This is a genomic window from Algoriphagus aestuariicola (assembly GCF_017254835.1).
Lineage (GTDB): Bacteria > Bacteroidota > Bacteroidia > Cytophagales > Cyclobacteriaceae > Algoriphagus > Algoriphagus aestuariicola.
Genome location: NZ_JAFKCW010000001.1, coordinates 1715967 through 1735082, shown reverse-complemented (window position 1 = coordinate 1735082; position 19116 = coordinate 1715967). Strand labels below are relative to the sequence as shown.

Annotated in this window: 15 protein-coding genes; 5 read left to right on the top strand and 10 right to left on the bottom strand. The window is 49.3% G+C overall.

Annotated elements, in window-relative coordinates:
- Nucleotides 1–1400, bottom strand: a 1400-nt coding sequence (locus J0A67_RS07240) for an MBG domain-containing protein (RefSeq protein WP_317195049.1), incomplete at its 3' end; no start/stop codon positions are given.
- Between the two features lie 462 nt (nucleotides 1401–1862).
- On the opposite strand from J0A67_RS07240, the gene J0A67_RS07235 reads away from it, so the two are divergent.
- Entirely contained in the window at nucleotides 1863–5084 is a 3222-nt protein-coding gene (locus tag J0A67_RS07235) for a S41 family peptidase (RefSeq protein WP_206568591.1), read from the top strand.
- Between the two features lie 149 nt (nucleotides 5085–5233).
- Complete coding sequence (locus tag J0A67_RS07230) at nucleotides 5234–5593, top strand: hypothetical protein (protein ID WP_206568590.1); 360 nt, start codon at nucleotides 5234–5236, stop codon at nucleotides 5591–5593.
- Nucleotides 5594–5742: 149 nt separating this feature from the next.
- On the opposite strand, the gene J0A67_RS07225 is transcribed toward J0A67_RS07230, so the two are convergent.
- Together J0A67_RS07225 and J0A67_RS07220 are read right to left on the bottom strand one after the other, a co-directional pair.
- The gene (locus J0A67_RS07225; protein WP_206568589.1) at nucleotides 5743–6729 is read right to left on the bottom strand and encodes a TerC family protein; all 987 of its coding nucleotides are present in this window, start codon (nucleotides 6727–6729) and stop codon (nucleotides 5743–5745) included.
- Nucleotides 6730–7220: 491 nt separating this feature from the next.
- Nucleotides 7221–7631, bottom strand: coding sequence for a hypothetical protein (locus J0A67_RS07220; protein ID WP_206568588.1), 411 nt, complete (start codon nucleotides 7629–7631; stop codon nucleotides 7221–7223).
- Between the two features lie 106 nt (nucleotides 7632–7737).
- Between J0A67_RS07220 and J0A67_RS07215 the strand changes: the two genes are divergently transcribed.
- The 3 genes from J0A67_RS07215 to J0A67_RS07205 all read left to right on the top strand — a co-directional run bounded on the left by J0A67_RS07215 (nucleotide 7738) and on the right by J0A67_RS07205 (nucleotide 10196).
- Entirely contained in the window at nucleotides 7738–8238 is a 501-nt protein-coding gene (locus J0A67_RS07215) for a hypothetical protein (RefSeq protein ID WP_206568587.1), read from the top strand.
- Nucleotides 8239–8354: 116 nt separating this feature from the next.
- Nucleotides 8355–8753, top strand: coding sequence for a hypothetical protein (locus J0A67_RS07210; protein ID WP_206568586.1), 399 nt, complete (start codon nucleotides 8355–8357; stop codon nucleotides 8751–8753).
- Between the two features lie 60 nt (nucleotides 8754–8813).
- Nucleotides 8814–10196, top strand: coding sequence for a glycoside hydrolase family 30 protein (locus tag J0A67_RS07205; RefSeq protein WP_206568585.1), 1383 nt, complete (start codon nucleotides 8814–8816; stop codon nucleotides 10194–10196).
- Between the two features lie 8 nt (nucleotides 10197–10204).
- Here J0A67_RS07205 and J0A67_RS07200 read toward each other — a convergent pair whose 3' ends face one another.
- From J0A67_RS07200 to J0A67_RS07170, 7 genes are all read right to left on the bottom strand, one after another.
- Nucleotides 10205–11821 (bottom strand): hypothetical protein, encoded by a 1617-nt coding sequence (locus J0A67_RS07200; protein ID WP_206568584.1) that lies wholly within the window; start codon nucleotides 11819–11821, stop codon nucleotides 10205–10207.
- Nucleotides 11818–14022: a hypothetical protein gene (locus J0A67_RS07195; RefSeq protein ID WP_206568583.1), complete on the bottom strand. Its 2205-nt coding sequence runs from the start codon at nucleotides 14020–14022 to the stop codon at nucleotides 11818–11820. Before J0A67_RS07195 ends, J0A67_RS07200 begins: the two co-directional genes overlap by 4 nt.
- On the bottom strand, nucleotides 14019–15191 hold the full coding sequence (locus J0A67_RS07190) for a BatA domain-containing protein (protein ID WP_206568582.1): 1173 nt from the start codon (nucleotides 15189–15191) through the stop codon (nucleotides 14019–14021). The genes J0A67_RS07195 and J0A67_RS07190 overlap by 4 nt, the downstream gene beginning before the upstream one ends.
- The gene (locus tag J0A67_RS07185) at nucleotides 15191–16057 is read right to left on the bottom strand and encodes a DUF58 domain-containing protein (RefSeq protein ID WP_206568581.1); all 867 of its coding nucleotides are present in this window, start codon (nucleotides 16055–16057) and stop codon (nucleotides 15191–15193) included. The genes J0A67_RS07190 and J0A67_RS07185 overlap by 1 nt, the downstream gene beginning before the upstream one ends.
- Nucleotides 16047–17039 carry an AAA family ATPase gene (locus J0A67_RS07180; protein WP_206568580.1) on the bottom strand — a complete coding sequence of 331 codons (993 nt, stop codon included), beginning with the start codon at nucleotides 17037–17039 and terminating at the stop codon, nucleotides 16047–16049. The genes J0A67_RS07185 and J0A67_RS07180 overlap by 11 nt, the downstream gene beginning before the upstream one ends.
- 7 nt (nucleotides 17040–17046) lie before the next feature.
- Complete coding sequence (locus J0A67_RS07175; protein WP_206568579.1) at nucleotides 17047–17658, bottom strand: DUF4159 domain-containing protein; 612 nt, start codon at nucleotides 17656–17658, stop codon at nucleotides 17047–17049.
- Between the two features lie 101 nt (nucleotides 17659–17759).
- Nucleotides 17760–19106, bottom strand: a complete 1347-nt coding sequence (locus J0A67_RS07170; protein ID WP_206568578.1) for a TldD/PmbA family protein — start codon at nucleotides 19104–19106, stop codon at nucleotides 17760–17762.
- Nucleotides 19107–19116: the final 10 nt, after the last annotated feature.

Genomic DNA, 19116 nt, shown 5'->3' with positions numbered 1-19116 from the left:
GCACGGACCAGTGAACCGGAGGCCACATCGCCGCCTACTATCGTTCCGCTGGTAACTGTTGCTGTCAACGTAGGATCAGCATCCCCGTAGGTTTTGCTCTGACCCGCATCGGCCGTGATCGTGATCGCACGCTGGGTGATTTCAAAGTCGGCGCCCACATAGGTCTCGTCGTAGTTGCTGCCGTAAGTATACGTGCCCTGGCTGATCGCATACAGACCCACATTCTCGCCCGATGCACGAACCAGTGAACCGGAGGCCACATCGCCGCCTACTATCGTTCCGCTGGTAACTGTTGCTGTCAACGTAGGATCAGCATCCCCGTAGGTTTTGCTCTGACCCGCATCGGCCGTGATCGTGATCGCACGCTGGCCTACCGTCAATGTCCCAAACGTAGAATTTGGCCTAGAAACTGGAAGAAAACCCGAGTCTCCTACAAAGGAAGCCGATAGTTCATAATCGCCTGCGTCTAACTTACCAAGGGAAGGGACATTCGTCAGATCAATATTTAAAGAGGCAACCCCACTAGCATTAGTAGAAGCTGCTCCCACCGACGTGCCATCAATGTAAAAAGTAATTGTCTTTCCGGAAATTCCTGCAGAAGTCTGATAGTTTAAATAAAAGGTCGAGGTAAGTGTAACTGAACTTCCATAAGTAGCTAATTTGTCAGAAGAAACTAAAGCACCATAATTAGCGGTAAATAATGCCGCATTTCCTCCACTTCCACCTCCAACTGAGAATGAATTTGAAGTTTGAATATTTGTTGGCTGATTAATCGCTCCTATCCTTAAACCATAGTTCAAAATCACATAATTAATATTTCCAGATGGGGGATTAGGATTGAATGTCGTGGAATAGCTATTAACAGTGATTGTCTTATTATTTATTGAACCTCCAGCAGTAGCAGGTGGAATAAATGTTGGTATTGGGGTACATGAATTACAATTCCCCCCTCCATTACCAGTAATGTTATAGTCGACAGATACGGATGTATTTGAAGGCAAACCTTGTGCTGCAAACAAATATGCACCATCGGTAAATGTGGTTGTCGCAGTCAGCCCCGAACTCTGCCCAGTGGCAGTCAGAACAAAAGCCACCCCCAAGTGATTCTCCTTAATCAGCATCTGGTCATTATAGATGTTCCCATTGGCATCAGCCACAGCAGTCATGTCGTGCGGCAGTATGCAAGTTGCAGGTTTGGGGTCCTCTGCAATGTGAAGAGTGACTGTCTCTCCTGGCTGCCAACCAGCCCCAGTAATGATCACATATTCACCTGGAATGTAATCCAGCTTATCCGTCGTGACAGTCGCCTGCCCCATAGCGTTAAGACTTAGTAACCCTAAGCCAAGAGTCAAAACCAGAAACAGCAGTCTGGTCATTTTGGGTGAAATTGTATTTTTCATAGTGTCAAAATTATTCTCCTATCAAAAACTCCCCGAAATCGATCACGAAACACCAAAAATTTCTTGGATATCAGAAAACTCGGGCACGATAAATATTAAAAACCAAATTGAATAAAAGAAATATTAAGAGTATTTATTACATACTTTTTTGCTTTTTGGATACATATTTTATCGTTTTGCATTTTTTACTAAAAATATTTATTGAACAATACCTAGGTGTCTATTGCAGATTTTGTGGGTATTTTTATATTGTTCGGTAACCCTTTCTCAATCCAATTTTTGACCATCGGTTAGTATCTCAATCCGCTTTCGGCTATTTTTAACTAAGTCCCAAAACCCAACTTTATGAAACCGAGCATGACAAGGAACCTCATCCTCAGGAATGATAATTGGCGATGCGAGATTCTCCCGAAGAAAAATCGGTACAGGCTATGTGGCCTATAAAAAACAAACTATAAACACATGAAAAGATTTTTAGCGCTCGCCCTGGCATCGGGGCTATGCGGATCTGCCCTTGGACAGGGCACCCAGCTCCTGAGACAGCCGACTCTCAGCCAAACCGACATCGTCTTCGTCTATGCCAATGACCTCTGGAAAGTACCCAAATCGGGAGGAAACGCCGTCCGAATGACCAGCAACGAAGGGGAAGAGACCCTTCCCCACTTCTCTCCAGACGGAACCCAGATTGCCTTCACCGGAGAATACGACGGCAATGTGGACGTGTATCTAATTCCAGCCGCTGGGGGCGAGCCCAAACGCCTCACCTGGCATCCGGGAGCGGATCTGGTCACGGGATGGACGCCTGACGGTACGTCGGTGGTCTTCAGCTCAGGCCGGGAGGGTCATGCCACCCAAGAGTCCAAGTTTTTCAAAGTTGCGGCCGAGGGCGGGATACCCGAGGCCCTAGCGATACCCCGAGCCGTAAACGGGGAAATCTCGCCGGACGGCAAATCGATCGCCTACCAACAAATCTCCTTTTGGGATCCAGAGTGGAGAAACCACCGGGGCGGGCAGGCCAAGCCGATCTGGATCGTCGATCTGAACGATTTTTCCCTAAAAATGACCCCACAGACTGACAAGGAGCGGCACACCGATCCCATATGGCTGGGAAGCAAAGTGTACTACATTTCCGAGCGGGACTACTTGGCCAATATCTGGTCTTTTGATCCGGCGAGTGGTCAGGAAAAACAGGAAACCTTTCTCAAGGACTTTGACATCAAAAGCCTGGACGGCAACGGAACCGAAATCGTCTATGAACAGGGCGGCTACCTGCACCTGCTCAATCCCCAAACCGGGCAAAGCCAACAGCTCAACATCACGGTCTCAGGGGACTTTCACTGGGCAAGGGAGCGCTGGGCCAATGTCTCTGGCTCAGTCCTGCAAAATCCCCAGCTTTCTCCTACGGGCCAGCGGGCCATCTTCGAATACCGCGGAGAAATCCTGACCATTCCCAAGGAAAATGGGGCGGGTAGAAATGTGACCAATACGTCCAAATCAGCGGAACGCGCCCCAGTCTGGTCTCCCGACGGAAAGCAAATCGCCTACTTCTCGGATGCAAAGGGAGAATATGAATTGGTCATCGCCGATCAGGAAGGCAACAATCCCAGAACGATCAGCCTGCCAGACCCCAGCTTTTACTTCAAGCCAGAGTGGTCTCCCGACGGTGCCCATATCGCATTTACCGATACGGATTACCAAATGTGGGTGGTCAATGTGGCTTCTGGTTCTGCGAAAGTGGTAGAAACCGACCGCTTTGCCCATCCGAATCGGAGCATGAATCCGGTGTGGTCACCCGACGGCAAATGGATCGCCTACGTCCTACTCATGGACAACCAATTCAAGTCGGTGTTTGTCCTGAATGTCGCTACTGGGGAAAAGATCCAAATCGGAGACGCCATGGCGGATGCCATCACCCCCGTATGGGATGAAAACGGTAAGTATCTGTACTTCCTTGCCAGCACGGATTTCGGGTTGAATACGGGTTGGCTGGACATGAGCAGCTTCGACCATCCGGTCAATAGAAGTCTGTATCTGGCGGTGCTGAGCGCCTCGGACCCCTCCCCGCTGCTTCCTCTGAGCGATGAGGAGACTGCCGAAAAAGAGGAAAAGAAAAAAGAAGAAGCAGTGGAAGTCAAGATAGATGCAGCCGGAATCCAACAGCGTATCGTCGCGGTGGACCTCCCCGCAAGGGATTATTCCGGATTGGCGCCGGGTCCGGAAGGCTTTGTCTTCTACCTCGAAAACATTCCAAACCAAGGCTCCACCCTACACAAATACGACCTCAAGAAACGCAAATCGGAGGTCTTTTTCCCGTCTGTCAATCAAGTCGTGGTTTCCAAAGACCGCAAGTCCATGCTCTATCAAAGCGGAAGTACCTGGGGAATCGTCGAAACTTCCGGTTCGGGCAAAAAGTCTGGAGACGGTGCACTCAAGGCGATAGGCCCCATGAAAGTCAAGGTCAACCCCATGGAAGAATGGCAACAGATCTACCGCGAAGGCTGGAGATACCAGCGGGATTTCCTCTACGTGGACAATGTGCACGGCGCGCCTTGGGATGAGATTTTTGAATGGTACAAGCCATGGGTAGACCATGTCCGTCATCGAAGCGACATGAACTACATCATCGATATACTCGGCGGGGAGGTGGCAGTGGGTCACAGCTATACCCGAGGGGGAGATTTCCCCGAGGTCAATTCCGTTCCGATTGGTCTGCTTGGTGCTGACTATGAAGTCGTAGATGGAAACTTTCGGGTCAAAAAGATCTACAATGGAGAAAGCTGGAATCCTAACCTAAAGGCTCCATTGGCCCAGCCTGGAGCGATGGCAAAAGTTGGCGAATACCTCGTGGGAGTGAATGGCAAGGCTATTGAGTCCGGGTCAAATCTTTACCAATATTTCGAAGGGACAGCCAACCAGCCAACTAAAGTCCACCTAAACAGCAAGCCCGGAATGGACGGTGCGCGCGTGATTCAGGTTTTGCCGGTAGCCTCGGAAAACCAGCTCCGTGGAGTGGACTGGGTAGAGGGCAACCGTCGTAAAGTGGACGAACTTTCGGACGGTAAACTGGCCTATGTCTACATTCCAAACACCGGAGGGGCCGGATACAACTCCTTCAACCGCTATTACTTTGCCCAGCAGGATAAGAATGGCGCCGTGATAGACGAACGAAACAATGGCGGAGGATCGGCTGCTGACTACATGGTAGACATCATGGCCCGAGATCTGCACGGCTACTTCAATTCACGGGCAAATGATCACAGACCATTTACCACGCCGATGTCCGGCATTTGGGGGCCTAAAGTCATGCTGATCAACGAGCGTGCAGGTTCAGGCGGTGACCTGCTCCCCTACCTATTCCATAAGATGGAAATCGGCCCGCTCATAGGTACAAAAACCTGGGGAGGACTGGTGGGCACTTGGGATACGCCTCCTTTTATCGACGGTGGAAGAATGGTCGCTCCCAGAGGCGGTTTCTATGACATCAATGGGGAATGGGCCGTCGAGGGAGTCGGAATCTCGCCGGACATCGCCGTGGAGCAAACCCCAAAAGATGTGATTGAAGGCCGGGATCCCCAGCTGGAACGAGCCGTAAAAGAAGCCTTGGATCGACTGGCAACAGAGGGAATCGAGCTCAAGCCCGAACCCAAAGCGCCTATTCGCTATTTCCGACCAAAGGAAAACTAAGCAAACGAATCTCAAGAGGCACTTGCTGGAACTATCCGGAATATAAATATAGACATCAGAGCGGCGAATCCCTTTGAGATACCTCAAGGGGATTTTTTTATCCGAGTTGAATTTTGTTATCTTCTGAAATGAAAATCGGTGGAATTCTTATGCTGTTCTTTTTGGTTTTCAGTGCCTGCGGGATTCACGACGGCAGACCAGATGGTGTATTCATCCGAATCCACAACAATTCTGACGTCAACTTTGAAAAAGTAACGGTCCAGTCTGGCAATGAGGAACAATTCTTTGGAGACGTGCTGTCGAGAACTGCCTCGGAATACAGGGAATTTGATTACGCCTTTCGATATGGAGCTGTTTGGCTTCAAGCCGAAGGCCGGGATTTTTCATTGATCCCCACAGATTATGTTGGCGAAACTCCCCTTAGAAACGGCTTTTACACCTACCGAATCGGGCTCAGCTCCGCCAATCTATCCGACGCGGAACTGACCTTCGAGCTGATAGACGAGTAGTAACTTCTGTATTTCCTACTCCCTACCAGGCTTCGACTCCGCTCCGCTTGACACCCGACGCCCGACTTAGCTCGGTCTTACATCCCACCCCCGCTCAGGCAGACACCAAGCTTCGGAAATCGGACATACGATATCCGACATCCCCCCTCCTACTTTCTCTCCGGCCAAATTACCGAAGCCAACACCGAAGCGATCAAAATTCCTCCCACGATACCCAGCGAAGGTGTGGATCCAAAATGGTAGAAAGGTGCTGAAATCATCTTGAACCCAATAAAGGCGAGAATGATGGCCAGCCCGAACTTAAGTCGGCTGAACATGTGGATGAAATTTGCCAACAGAAAATACAAGGATCTCAGGCCCAGGATCGCGAAGATATTGGAGGTATAGAGGATAAAAGGATCGTCCGGAGCGATTGCGAAGATTGCCGGAATGGAATCGACTGCAAACAGCAGATCTGTAAATTCGATTACGGCTACCACCACCAGCAATGGAGTGGCCATCTTTACCCCCTTCTTGACGACGAAAAACCTATCACCGTGGTACTCGGGCGTCACCTTGAAATACCGATAGATCAGCTTTGCTCCAGGATTTTTGGTATAGTCCTTTTCTTCCTCATCATCGCTTGCAAACCAGGATTTGTAACCTGCATAAATCAAAAATGCCCCAAACAGCGTCAAGACTACATTGATTCGGACTGAGCGTTGCATGAGCTCCATCTCCGGCAGATAGGTCATCGAGATGATCCCTACACCTGCAAAGATGAAGATGGCCCGCATTACGAGCGCACCGATTATACCCCAAAACAAGACTTTGTGATGATACTCCCTGGGCACCTTGAAAAATCCAAATACCAGGATAAAGACAAAGAGATTGTCCACGGAAAGTGCCTTTTCTATCCAGTAGGCAGACTGAAACTGCGAAAACTTCTCCAAGCCGACCTCCTCATGGGTCACGATGTAGATGAAAACGCTGAATACCATCGAAAGCCCGACCCAAAATATGGACCAGATTGCGGCTTCTTTGTTGGAAATAATGTGGCTCTTTTTGTTGAAAATGCCCAAATCCAGCAAGAGCATAAATCCTACGATAAGGGCAAAACCGATAAGTATACCGGGGTGGTTGATTAATGAATCCATGAAAAGGAAGGAAGGCTAATGTGAAACCGGGTGTTGCTACCCGATGAATTTGATTTTACTGGCAGTTGGGTTTGGTGCTACCAGGTTTCAAAAAAAGCCTGAAAGAGAATGATTGTGTCAAAATGGGAAGAAAGTTGTGACGGTGCTGGTTCGGCTGAAATTGATCCGAGAAGCCTGACTTCTGGATTGTACCGAAATCCGAATGCTGAATCCAGAAATTTAAGGCTCAAATCAACTTGAATTGATCCTGACGGGAATGAGTTCCTAAGATGAAACTCCGGAACAGTATCCGAACTCAGGTGACCTGTGTGCTCATCTGCAATCTGAAAATCCGAAACAGGCGGGAAAATGCAGATCAAAAAAATCCCCGCAATCCAAGCAGCCAGCATCAGTCCGAAGAATACCTGTTTTTTCATCTTTGTCAATGAGCTTTCAAAGGTAGAACAATTGAAAATCCCGCCGAATATCCCGACAAAATCTTTTGGAGATTCTTAAGCCACTGGGAAAAATGCCTCAAAGTCCCGAGCCAGCGCATTGCCAAAATATGCCTTGGCGAGCCGATTGGCACGAATCTCAGTCCAATACCTGCTATGCTTGCCCGAAAACGCCGGCAATCGCTTGAAACCCCAGACCAGATTGAGCAGGCTCGGTAGGCCGATCTTCACATAGAATCCGAGCAAATAGGATCCCAACAGCTTCTTGCGATCCCCCTCCAGCCCAAATTTGTAGTCTAGGTAGTGTCCATATTCATGTTGGACGATACGGTTGCGGGATTCTCCTGTAATCCCGGAATGGAGGAAAATGCCGACGCCTGGAAGACAGATTGCGCTTCTGGGGAGGATTAGGCGCGTCTCGAAGACTGCGATTCCGTCCAGCATCTCCTTGTCGTCAATTCTCTTCATATCAGCTTTAGATTGGCTTTGCAAATTTTAGGATAAGGATAAGAACCTGAAGATTGCGGTTATTCGATATTCTCTGCAACTTTATAGAAATCAAATTTTTATAATCATGATAGAAGAATTGTTAAAATCAGCAAACGGGCCCCTAAGGGAGCTGTTGGCAAGTGTGGGCGGAAGCGGCGACTCCGCGGATGCGGTCCGGGATAGCTTTGCGAAGGTAATTCGGGAACAGACCAGAGAAGGCAACTATGAGGGCGTGATGGAGATGTTTTCCGGCAAAGAGACCAGTCCGGAAAGCCCGACGGTCGAGCATTTAAAAGGGAATTTGGGAAACAAACTCAGTGACAAGCTGGGAATAGACACGGACAAAGCCTTGGCAATCGCCGGTCAAGCGCTTCCACTCTTGCTCAATATCTTCAACAAAAAAGTAAATGACGCTCCGCAGGCCAATGAAGAGATTGCTGGATCAGTGGTCAAATCCATCAAAGAAGAAGACGAAGCTGGATTGGGTAGTGTCTTGAGCTCTATCTTCGGGAGCGGTGAAAATCCAAGCTCCATTGATCTGGGCAGCGTCATCGACTTGGGCGCAGGGCTGTTTAAGAAAAAGTAACCCATCGCTCCTCGGTCTTTTCAAAACCAAACAGGAGCTTGCCCTTAGCTATGCCCTAGTTTTAGCGAATGGTTGGTTCCACTTCTAACTTCAGATATTATCAAAATTCAATTCTTATGAAAAATCTTAAAATCCTTTCCGCAGTCTTTTTTCTCTTTTTCGTGGCTTTTGCCGCCCAGGCACAGATTCCAAAAATCCCCGGTGCAGGCACTTCCGCGCTTTCCAGCCAGGTTTTGGGCATTTTGGACAACACAAGCGGACTTAATCTGTCGGGTGACCAAAGCAGCAAACTCAAGGCAAACAACAAGTCCTTTGTGGACCAGTTGATGAAAATCACCGGCGGCTCGGAATCCGATGATGCGAAGAAATCCAGCATCCTAAACCTTAAAAATGGCCGGATGAAATTTCTCAACGACCTCTTGGGCAATGAGCTGACCCAGAAATACATGGGAAATGTACTCAAAGCGATCAACCCGCTCAAGTCAAAATTAGGGCTGGCAGCGCTTGCATTCTGAGTTCATTTCGCTCAATTTGAAGCCTTGGAGATTTTCCAAGGCTTTTTCTTTTCCCCAAAGATGAAAAAAATCCTCCCGCTTCTACTTCTATGTATTTGCTTCGCGTGCGCCAAAAAAAGGCAGCCCATAGACCTTTGGCTCACTGATCCGACGGCAAATGTGCTTTTCGAAAAGCAAGCCGAACCACAAGAGACTGCAGATTCGGAGCTAACGATCAACGTGGATGCAGAGACCATCTTCCAGGCGATGGATGGATTCGGCTTCACCCTTAGCCAAGGCAGCGCAAAACATTTACTGGAAATGAGTGAGCAAGCGAGGGAAGCAGTTCTTGGGGAGCTTTTCGGTGACGGCGAAGAGGATATACGAATATCCTACCTCAGACTTTCGGTAGCAGCCTCAGATCTCAACGAGTTTCCTTTTTCGTACAACGACCTCGAAGATTCCCTAGCTAGCGACCCAGAGCTTTCCCGTTTTAGCCTCGGTCCAGACACTTTGGACGTCATTCCTGTCCTCAAGCAAATCCTTAGCATCAATCCCGAAATCAAGCTGATGGCCTCCCCCTGGTCTCCTCCTGCGTGGATGAAAGACAATAAAGACACTCGCGGCGGGTCTCTTTTGAAGGAGTTTGAAGGTGCCTATGCCTGCTATCTGGTGAAATACATTCAAGAAATGGAAAAACTGGGGATCACCATCGATGCACTGACGATACAAAACGAACCCCTGCATCCCGGCAACAATCCCTCACTGCTGATGCTGCCTGAGCAGCAGGCGAGATTTATTGGACTCCATCTTGGTCCCGCATTCCAAGATGCCGGAATCAAAACCAAGATCATTGTCTATGACCACAACGCCGATCGGCCGGACTACCCAATTGCAGTGCTGAAAGACTCCCTCGCCAATCCCTTTATCGACGGATCGGCATTCCACCTCTACGGCGGAAAAATCGATGCTTTGTCAGAAGTCCATCAGGCATTTCCTGATAAAAACATTTACTTCACGGAGCAATGGGTCGGTGCGCCGGGAGACTTGCCTGGGGATCTGGTCTGGCATGTGAAAAATCTGGTGATTGGGGCTTCCCGAAACTGGGCAAAGACCGTTTTGGAATGGAATCTCAGCTCTAATCCAAGCCTTACTCCGCATACTGACCGAGGCGGATGTGACCGCTGTCTCGGCGCGATCACGATAGCAGGCGACTCAGTGACCCGCAACCCCGCCTACTACATCATCGCCCACGCCAGCAAATTTGTGGATCCTGGATCTCTGCGAATCGAGTCCAATGAACTGGAGGGATTGTCTAATGTCGCTTTTGTCAGACCGGACCGCAAAAAAGTCCTGATTGTACTGAACGATTCGGGCGAGACGAAACACTTTACAATCAAGGACAAGGAAGACCTGTTCGAGGCCCAGCTGAACTCCGGTGCGGTCGGTACCTGGATTTGGTGAAAAATACTTTAGTAACCCAGCTTTGGCTCCAGCCACAGCAAGCCCAAAAAAATCAGCATACCACCTAGCCAGATCCACGGCGAGACCGGTCTGAGTATTTCGCCGGCGACTTTGGATTCCTTGCCAGGCCCGCCCTTTATCCTATCGATCAATGCCGAGGTTTGCAGCGCCTGCAGCTGTCCCTTCCCATATACATAGGCCGCAAAGGTCGAATCCAGTTCAATCCAAGAGCTGTCTGACGATTGCAATTGGCCTTCGGACAAAAAAGGATTGACCGCACTCTTGCGAAAAAACACGGTGTCTTTTCCCCAAGCTACCAAGTCAGGAAGACTGTCTTTTGACAATCGTTGGATAGGCTCTGACATGCTCGACAGCAGCGGAGCGCTCATCCTCCAGGATTCCGTTTCATCTGGCTCCAAGTTGCCAAAAACGTCTCCCCAAAGTCTTCCATATTCCTCAGACTTCCCTTGAAGTGCCAAAGGATAGCTAGCGGTGACAAGACTCAGGGCGATAGCGGAGCTTTCGGAATACTGAATGGCGACTGCTCCATCGTGGGTGAGTTTTTGGGCGGGCTTTTCTATAAATTCAAAAGGCAATATTTCCAAGCCACTCTCCAGCTTGACGACTTCATTTTGTCCGGTTTGCCTGACTTGAAAATCCGTCCCAAACAGTCGGTTTAGTACTTGGGCAGTTTCATCGGGCTTTCCAACATTGATCACTAGCAATACCGCTTGACCTGTCATAACCCAGTCCTGAACAGATCGCTGATCCAGCTGAGCCGGATCGATCAGGAGAATTTGCAGGGAATCTGGCGATGATCCGCTTTGGATGACTGTTTCACGGGAGAGCTTGATTTTTTCCGTTACCTGCTCGCCTTTTTCGCCAAGCCAGCTACTCAGTGCACGGCTTTCCGCACTGGGAAATCCAAGCTGAAAATGATACTTTTTGGGTCGCGCAGCACCGATAAAAAAACGGAGTGAGGTCAAAGTGTCCTTTTCCAAGACCAGCGGAAATTCAGCCCTGTTCAATCCACTGGGATAGAATTCCAACAAGCCGGCGTTCCAGCCTTTTTTCAGTATTTTGGACTCCAGTTTTGAGCCTGGGATTTCCAGTCTCGCACTATCACTTTCTGAAAAAACATCATAGGCAACCCGCTGCATTTCACCTTTGCGGAGATAGCCTTTCCAATCCAGCTTTCGGATGGCTCCCCTCCTCTCCGGCAGAATCCATTCCATATCCAAGTCTTTCAAGGGATAAAGCTGTGCTGCATCAAAGCGCTCTCCCAACAAGAAAATCTTGCCAACAGGAGCTTGAAGCTTCGACAGAGGCAATGCCCTTCTGATTTCCAAACTGTCCCTCCAAAAATCTACCGTCTTCCTATCTAGTCCGTCTTCATATACCAGAATCCGGCTTTTCTGGCGGTCTAGGCTGTACTGTGGCCTCAATACAGCCATGCTTAGGCATACGGCAAATCCAAGGAAAAACAGCAGGCGCAGTCCGATCCGGCTTGGCGGGATGCCCTTTTTCCACTGGAAGAAAAGACCAGTCAGTGCAATCAGCGTCAGCACCGAAATTATTCCGAAAAAAAAGGGCCAGGAAACTAAAGGTTGGTAGTGGAAATTCATCTCAGGTTCTTTCGGAAAGCGGATTTCAAGGCTTCATTGGAAAGATAGGAAGGCCCGGGGTTTTTGTAGTTTTTGGCGAGTGGATGGAGCTTTTCGCGAAGTTGCTTCCGGCCATTATTTTCCAGCTTTCCAGATTCCAATTGCTGCAGATAAAGAACCAGGCTCCAATCGGAGAGACCTGAGTTTTGCATCCGCTCAGTCCACAGGCTTCCCAGCTTATGAACCGTCTGGCGGTCCGAAGCGCTAAGCTCATTTTTGGCCAAAAATCCCAATACGGCGGAGGCCAGTGGTTCGATTTGTTGATCCAAGACAAGTTGCTCTTTCCGGATTTCTTCTTCCAATTCATCCAGCTCTCCACTCAGGCGTTTTTCTTCTTCTTTGATGGGCGGTGGGTCGTAGGCCGTTCGTTTGACGTACACGCGGGATTTTTGCTGTACGCTCTTCAGCAACTCGAGCGCCTTGTATTGGTAGGGCAAAGATTTTTCCGGCTCAAATAGTCGCATATGGAGCTCGGCCTGCCACATCTGCTCCAGTGCAGCTTTTAGCGCTCCCCGTGTAGACTGCTCATAGAAGGTATTCACCTCTTCCGAATCATGGGCATGGATATATTCGCTCATCAGGCTTTCCATGCTTTCCTGACCATTTTCTGTTTCCTGCGCATGCTCGTGTCCGTGCTCCGCTTGCGCTACCGTCGGCTCAAATCTTCCGGGTTTCTCATTTCCTGTATCTGGGTCATGCTCACCCTCTTGATCATGGAGGTGCATGTAGCCTTTGAGCATGTCACCGTCGTTCTCCGGCTCCACGACCACCCCTACTGCCGCGGTCTCAAACTCCTCGCCCAAGTACTGCCCATAGCGAAGGCGAAGCAGCTTTTGGTCATAGCCGATCTCATTGGAAGTCGAGTTGAATTGTTTCTCTGGAATCTTTGACTTTTCTGCGAGGAGTTTTTCCGTGTCGATGATAATCTGCCGCTGACTACGGAAATATTCCGGCAAAACTTGTATCGCCATGCCCTCCAGTTCAGCATTGCTCTCCTCACTGTCGTCAAAATACTTGATGAAATAGGTGTTCGAGCGACTTGCGTTGGCCTCGGGGGATTTGTTGTCCACGGCCGTCCAATAGTAATAGAGTTCATCTCCGGGCTGAAAATCCAGAGTCGATACATTCAGCAGGTAGTTTGAATTTTTGGATGAAAAAGGAGTCTTTTCCACCTCAAACCTCGTCTCACGGAACTTCACGTTTTCTCCTTTTCCCCTGACCAAAGTCGCGACGATCTCCACCTTATTTACCTTGAAATCATCACTGATCTGTGCTTGCAGCGAAAGCTTGGGATCATTTCCGGGGAAAAAGAATTTGTAGGTCGCCTTTTCCTCCGGCAGGATTCGCGGACTTTCGTCTTCGATGGATTCGAGTGTGTAAAAGTCCGACTCGAAAACCAAGTCCTCCCCTTTCCATGCCTGAATCGAATAGATTCCCGATCCAGCCAATTCGTCTACCAGCTGAAAACCACTTCCAGCTTTGGAAAAAGGCAAGCTATCCCCAGAGGAACTCAGGAAGATGACTTCCAGGCTATCAGCATTTTGGAATGCCAGACTCCAAGTGATTTCTGATCCCTTTAGAGCTCTGACATCCAGACTTTCCTGAGTCAGATTGGGAAGGCCTGTATACCTGGGAGGGTTGACTTTTACATCGGTTTGGTACAAAAGAACCGGAGCATTTTCCACCAAGGCTGTCTTGGGGTTCTCCAAAACTTCCACTTCAGAGTTTCTGCTTTCGCCAGAACTTTTGATAAATCCAGAAAGGAAATTGAGTGAAAGTGCGCCAACCAAGACTAGGGCAAAAGGCAAAAGTCCCTTTTGAAACACCCATATCCTTGGTGGGATTTGTGAGGCGATGCGCTCCAGTTGCAAACGCTCGGCGATGCTGGGATTGGGCTTTTGCAACAGCTCCAGACTAAATTCCAGGCCACCTACCCGGTCGTGGAGAATTTGCACCGCCCGCGCTCGCTTGGGGCGAAATGCCCCAAAAAAAATGGCGAAGACAACTCCAGATCCAGATGCTATTCCCCTCCATGGCATGCCATTGAGGCCTAATACTGACATCAACAAGGCCATCGAAACCGCAAAGAACAAGCCCTTTATCCAGGGATTGAGTCCGAGCTGTCTTTCCAATGATGAGATATGTTGGCCGAGTGTTTTCACAGATTGTTTCGATAGGCTAGAAACCGCTCAATTCCAAATAATACGACAACCAATATCAGCATGATCTCGGTCGCATTTGCCGACAGAGCTTGTTTTGACCTCGGTATTTCCACGAATTTCTGGGCAATTTGGCTTTTAGTCGCAGGGAGGTCCCTTTGCTTGATGCCAAGAAATTCAATGAGGGGGGCCAATATCAACTCCGGCAAAACTCCCTTTTCGACAGATTCATCCCAAGGCAGAGAAACAGGATCCTCCAACCGAATTTGAAGGTCAGACTCTGGGCGTGTTGATGCTGAGGTCAGAAAACAGAGCTTTCCTGCTTCAGTTTCCCCGATTTGCTGAGTAGCAAATACAACCTTAGCATCCGCCAGTCCAGCTTCAGAAAAGGACAGCCCATACACTTCCTTCAGAGCATCTAGAGCTGCTTCGATTTCTTTTTTACCAGTCTCTTCCGTGAGCTCAATGTGAACCGGTATCGGTGCCGAAAACACTGTCTTCTCCTCTTGCAATAACAAATCAGAAGGGATTTTAGCGAGCATTCCTTTTGCATCCAATCCCAAGAAATCGCCGTTTTCCAGACCGATCACATTCGTTGAAACCCTTGACTCTGGAAGCTCTGCTGCTAGGTGTAATTCTGGATTCTTCGGCACCCAAAGCAAATCTGGTCGAAAGTCAGATGCCATCCCAGAAGAATAGAGGTGCAGGGAGTCCAAAGTTAATGGCAAAAGATCAAGGTATTCCTGCGATTTGCCGGCGTCAAAATCCAAGCTCGGATTTTCTCCGACTTCATAGGCTGGAAGCCCCTCTGCCATCCAGTAGACCTTCTCCCCTCTAGCCTGAGCCCGCTCGAGTTCGAAGCGAAACTCAGCTTCGACTGCCGGGTTTGGGACGATTAAATGGACAACTTCAGGCGAACTGGCCTGCTCGAGGCTTTTCCACCATAGTCCGACCAACACCAAAACCAAAAAGAACAACAGCAGCAACCTGAAAAGTAACAACAGCCAATGCTCCAGCTTCAACGACCGATTGGATTGTGACTCTTTGGCACTTAGCCAGTCAGTGGCCGCCCAAGCAATGACCTTTCCCCGGCGTCCATTCCAGAGATGAATGGCAATGGGAACAGAAATCCCTAACAAACCCCAGAAGAATGCCGGCTGTATCCACTCCATCAGGAAAGGTGTTTTCGGTTCAAAATATTACGGACGACTTCCGAGAGCGGAGTCTGCATCGAGACTCGAATCAGCTGCACTTTTGGCAACTGCAGGGTTTGGGCCAGCTGGTCTAGGTATGCCTTGAATTTTCTCTTAAACTCATTCTGCACAGACTTTCCATCCTGCACCAACTCCTGCCCTGACTCCAAATCCTGGAAGACGAAGTTGCCCTCCAGCTTGAAATCCAACTCCTGCTCTCCTAACAGCTGGATCAGAATGAGTTCCTTCCGGGGATGGAGGAAGGCCTTGACGAGGCTCTCCCATTCGGTTTCTTTTTGCAAAAAGTCCGAGACCCAAAGGATCAACTCCCGGTTTCGACCTTGGGTCAAGTTCTCCGGGAATGGTTCCAGCGGCCAGGCTCCGTCGGCTTTTTCAGACTCCAAATGGTACAAGATGCGTTGGAAACTTTTAGGAGTTGGGGCGACTTTCTGCTCAATTTTTCCAACAGAAAGTGTGTAATAACTCAGAGAATCCCCCTGCAAATATCCCAAGTAAGCTAGCGAAGCGAGCAGGTTTTTGGCATAGTCCAAGCGAGAAAATCCATCCTCTGAATAATTCATCGAGCCAGAGAGATCCAGCATCAATCTGATGTGCAGGTTGCTTTCGGTGGTGGATTCCTTGACCATGTACTTGCCTGAGCGGGAAAAATACTTCCAATCTATACGCTTGAGATCATCTCCCGGCCGGTAGTGCCGATACTGCTCAAACTCACTCCCTACTCCCACCCGGATTCCCGAGTGGATGCCCTGTCGTAGCTGCTCGGAAATGAGCCGGGCAGACAGGCGAAGGTCGTTGAGCTTGATGATCTCCAGGTTACTTGGCATGAACCGGCGTCTGAGCGAGGATCTTTGAAATGACGAAATCCGTATCCAGCTGTTCCGCTTCGGCACGGAAGTGCAGCGAAATCCTGTGGCGAAGCACCGGGAAAATCAGGTGCTCGATGTCTTCGGGTATCACCGAATAGCGACCCTTGACTATGGCTCGCGCTTTGGCACAAAGTACCAAGGCTTGTCCCGCCCGAGTCCCAGCACCCCACTCCACGTAGTTTTTCACTTCTGGAACCGTCGTGTTTTCCAAGCGGGTCGAACGGATCAGACGAGTGATATAGGATAGCAGAGCAGAGTCCAGGTGAACTTCTCTGGTCAATTCCTGTAGCTGCTTAACCTCCTCTCCCGTGAGAATTTTCTCAGGAACGCCTCTGTAGGTACCTGTGGTTTTTTTTAGAACCTCAAGCTCCTCTTGCTCAGAGGGATAGCCCAACTTGATGTATAGAAGAAAACGATCCAATTGAGCTTCTGGCAGTGGATAGGTGCCACTCTGCTCGATAGGGTTCTGGGTGGCAATGATCAGAAAAGGATCAGGGAGCTTGTAGTTTTTTCCGCCGTAGGTCACCATCTTTTCCTGCATGGCTTCCAGTAGGGCAGCTTGTGTCTTCGGAGGTGTGCGGTTGATCTCGTCCGCCAAGACCATGTTGGCAAAGATCGGTCCCTGCGTAAACTGGAAAAACTTCTTGCCTGTACTGTGGTCCTCCTCCAAGACTTCGGTGCCAAGAATGTCCCCAGGCATCAGATCTGGAGTGAACTGTATCCGCTTAAAGCTCAGCTCCATGACCTTCGAAATCGTCTGCACCATCAGGGTTTTTGCAAGGCCGGGCACGCCCTCTAGCAGACAATGTCCACCAGCGAGCAGCGTGATGATCACTTGATCGAGCACTTCTTCCTGTCCGACGATGACTTTGGCAATTTCTTTTTTCAGCAGGGGAATCTTATCCACGAGCTGTTGGTACTTCTTCAGTTCAGTTTCCAAGGTTGGTTTAGGTTAAGGCATATACCACGATATTGACTCCAAATCGCGTATTATCGATTTTGTTAAAGCGTTTGTTGCGAAAGTCGTAGTCCCATTCGCAGCCATAATCTTTGTTGCTATACAGCACTCCTATCCTTCCGTTTATCTGGATGGCCTTGAGGTAATCGTGAACCAAGTCATCTCCCCAGCCATTGAGCTCAAATGAGGTAGCAGGCGGACCGTCTTCAAACTCAAAAAAACAGCGGTAGAGGTAGTGATCGTTTGGGATTTTCTGCAGGGCATCCGTTCCAAATGTTCGGGCCATCTCTTCCTCAAAGGATTTGGCAAACAGGCCATCTATGTCGTGGTTGCAGTCGTCAACAAACACAAAACCTCCCTGCTCCACATAGGTCTTGAATATCCTCCTCTCCTCTTGGGAAAATTCGACCAACTTGTGCCCACTGAGATAGCAAAACGGACTTTTGAAGATCTCCTCGCTGCTAAGCTCAATGATGCGTTCCTTTTCATCTACCGGAATCGTGGTATACTCCACCAGACTATGCAGGAGATTGGAGGGCATGCGCTGATCCGTATCCCAATTGCCGGAGTTGTATTTGATTCGGGTGAAGAAAAAGGGCATTTCTAGTGGTCAGTTTCCAGTCTCAATGATCAGCGACAGTTCACAGATTTCAGTCGCAGTCTACTTCGACTGCGAACTGAAAACTGAATACTGCCTACTGATTAAACGGCGTCAGACAAGCTGGAGAAAGTGAAGTCTCTGATTTTCATCGGAGGAATCAAACTTCCTCCTACTCGCTGGGGCTTACCCATTGCTTCGATATTGTTGAGCATGATTATCGGGCTCTCGTTGAATCGAAAGTTTTTCAACGGAAACTTGATTTTCCCATCTTCAATGTAGAAGGTACCATCTCGGGTCAGTCCAGTATAGAGCAAGGTCTGAGGATCCACCGCTCTGATATACCAAAAACGGGTCACCAAAACTCCTCTTTCGGTGCTCTTGATCATATCTGCGACGGACTGGTCTCCTCCGGAGAAGATATAGCCTCCGCCGCCAAATCCACCAAAGCCTCCGCCACCTGGCCGGGACAATGGAGGCACACCTTTTTTCTCTGCCCAATAGCGAGAATAAGCAAGGTTTTTCACCACGCCATTCTCCACCCATACGGTCTTTTGCCTCGGCATGCCGTCTCCATCCCATGGAGTCATGGGGATGACGGTATTGGCCGGATCGGAAATGATCGTCACACGTTCGTCAAAGAGTTTTTCACCTAGACGGGTCCCTCCTCCTTTTTTGCTCATGTAGCTTCTACCCTCATCCGCGTTTCGCGCATCAAAGCCGCCAAACATCAATCTCAACAGATCACCCGCCGCGGTCGGCTCCAAAATAACCGTGTATTTTCCAGGCTCGATCGCTTGTGCTCCCTTGGACGCTTGCGCCTTTTGCATGGCCACCGTGGTGACGTCTTTGGAATTGAGGAGACTGACATCGTTGAAGTCGCGGATCGCGTAACCCGATCCCGTCCCGTCTTCGGTTCTTACAGTCACGGAAAAGTCTACCGAAGTACTGGTGTTGTAGAGAAACTGGCCCTTGCTGTTTCCAGACGCGGAAAATCCAGAAAAATCCTCCAAGTAACCCGCTGCGACCAATCCCGCCGCGCTGCAAGGCTCAATGGAATCAATTGCCAATTGCGCTCGGTAATCCGGATCGATTTTATCCGTTGAGGGGCTGAAGGTCGCCGAGTCTGGATAGGTCTGCTGGCCCAGCATGGGCATGTATTCCGGATTTTCCGGTGCCAGCTTGGCTATTTCCTCGGATCTCTCGACCGCCTTTTGCAGGGAGGCATCATCCAGCTCATTGATCGATGAAGAACCGATTCTCTTTCCGAAAACCGAAGTCACGCTCAATCGAATCTCATTGGATTCACCGCTAGTGCTCACTGTGTTTCTGGCGTAGCGGATGTTGCCCGTCCTACCCCCTGAAATCGAAACTTCCGTTTCGTCTGCTTTGGCATAGGACAATGCCTTATCAATATATTTCTTAGCTTCTTCTTTAGTCAAAATGGCCATAATGGTCGTG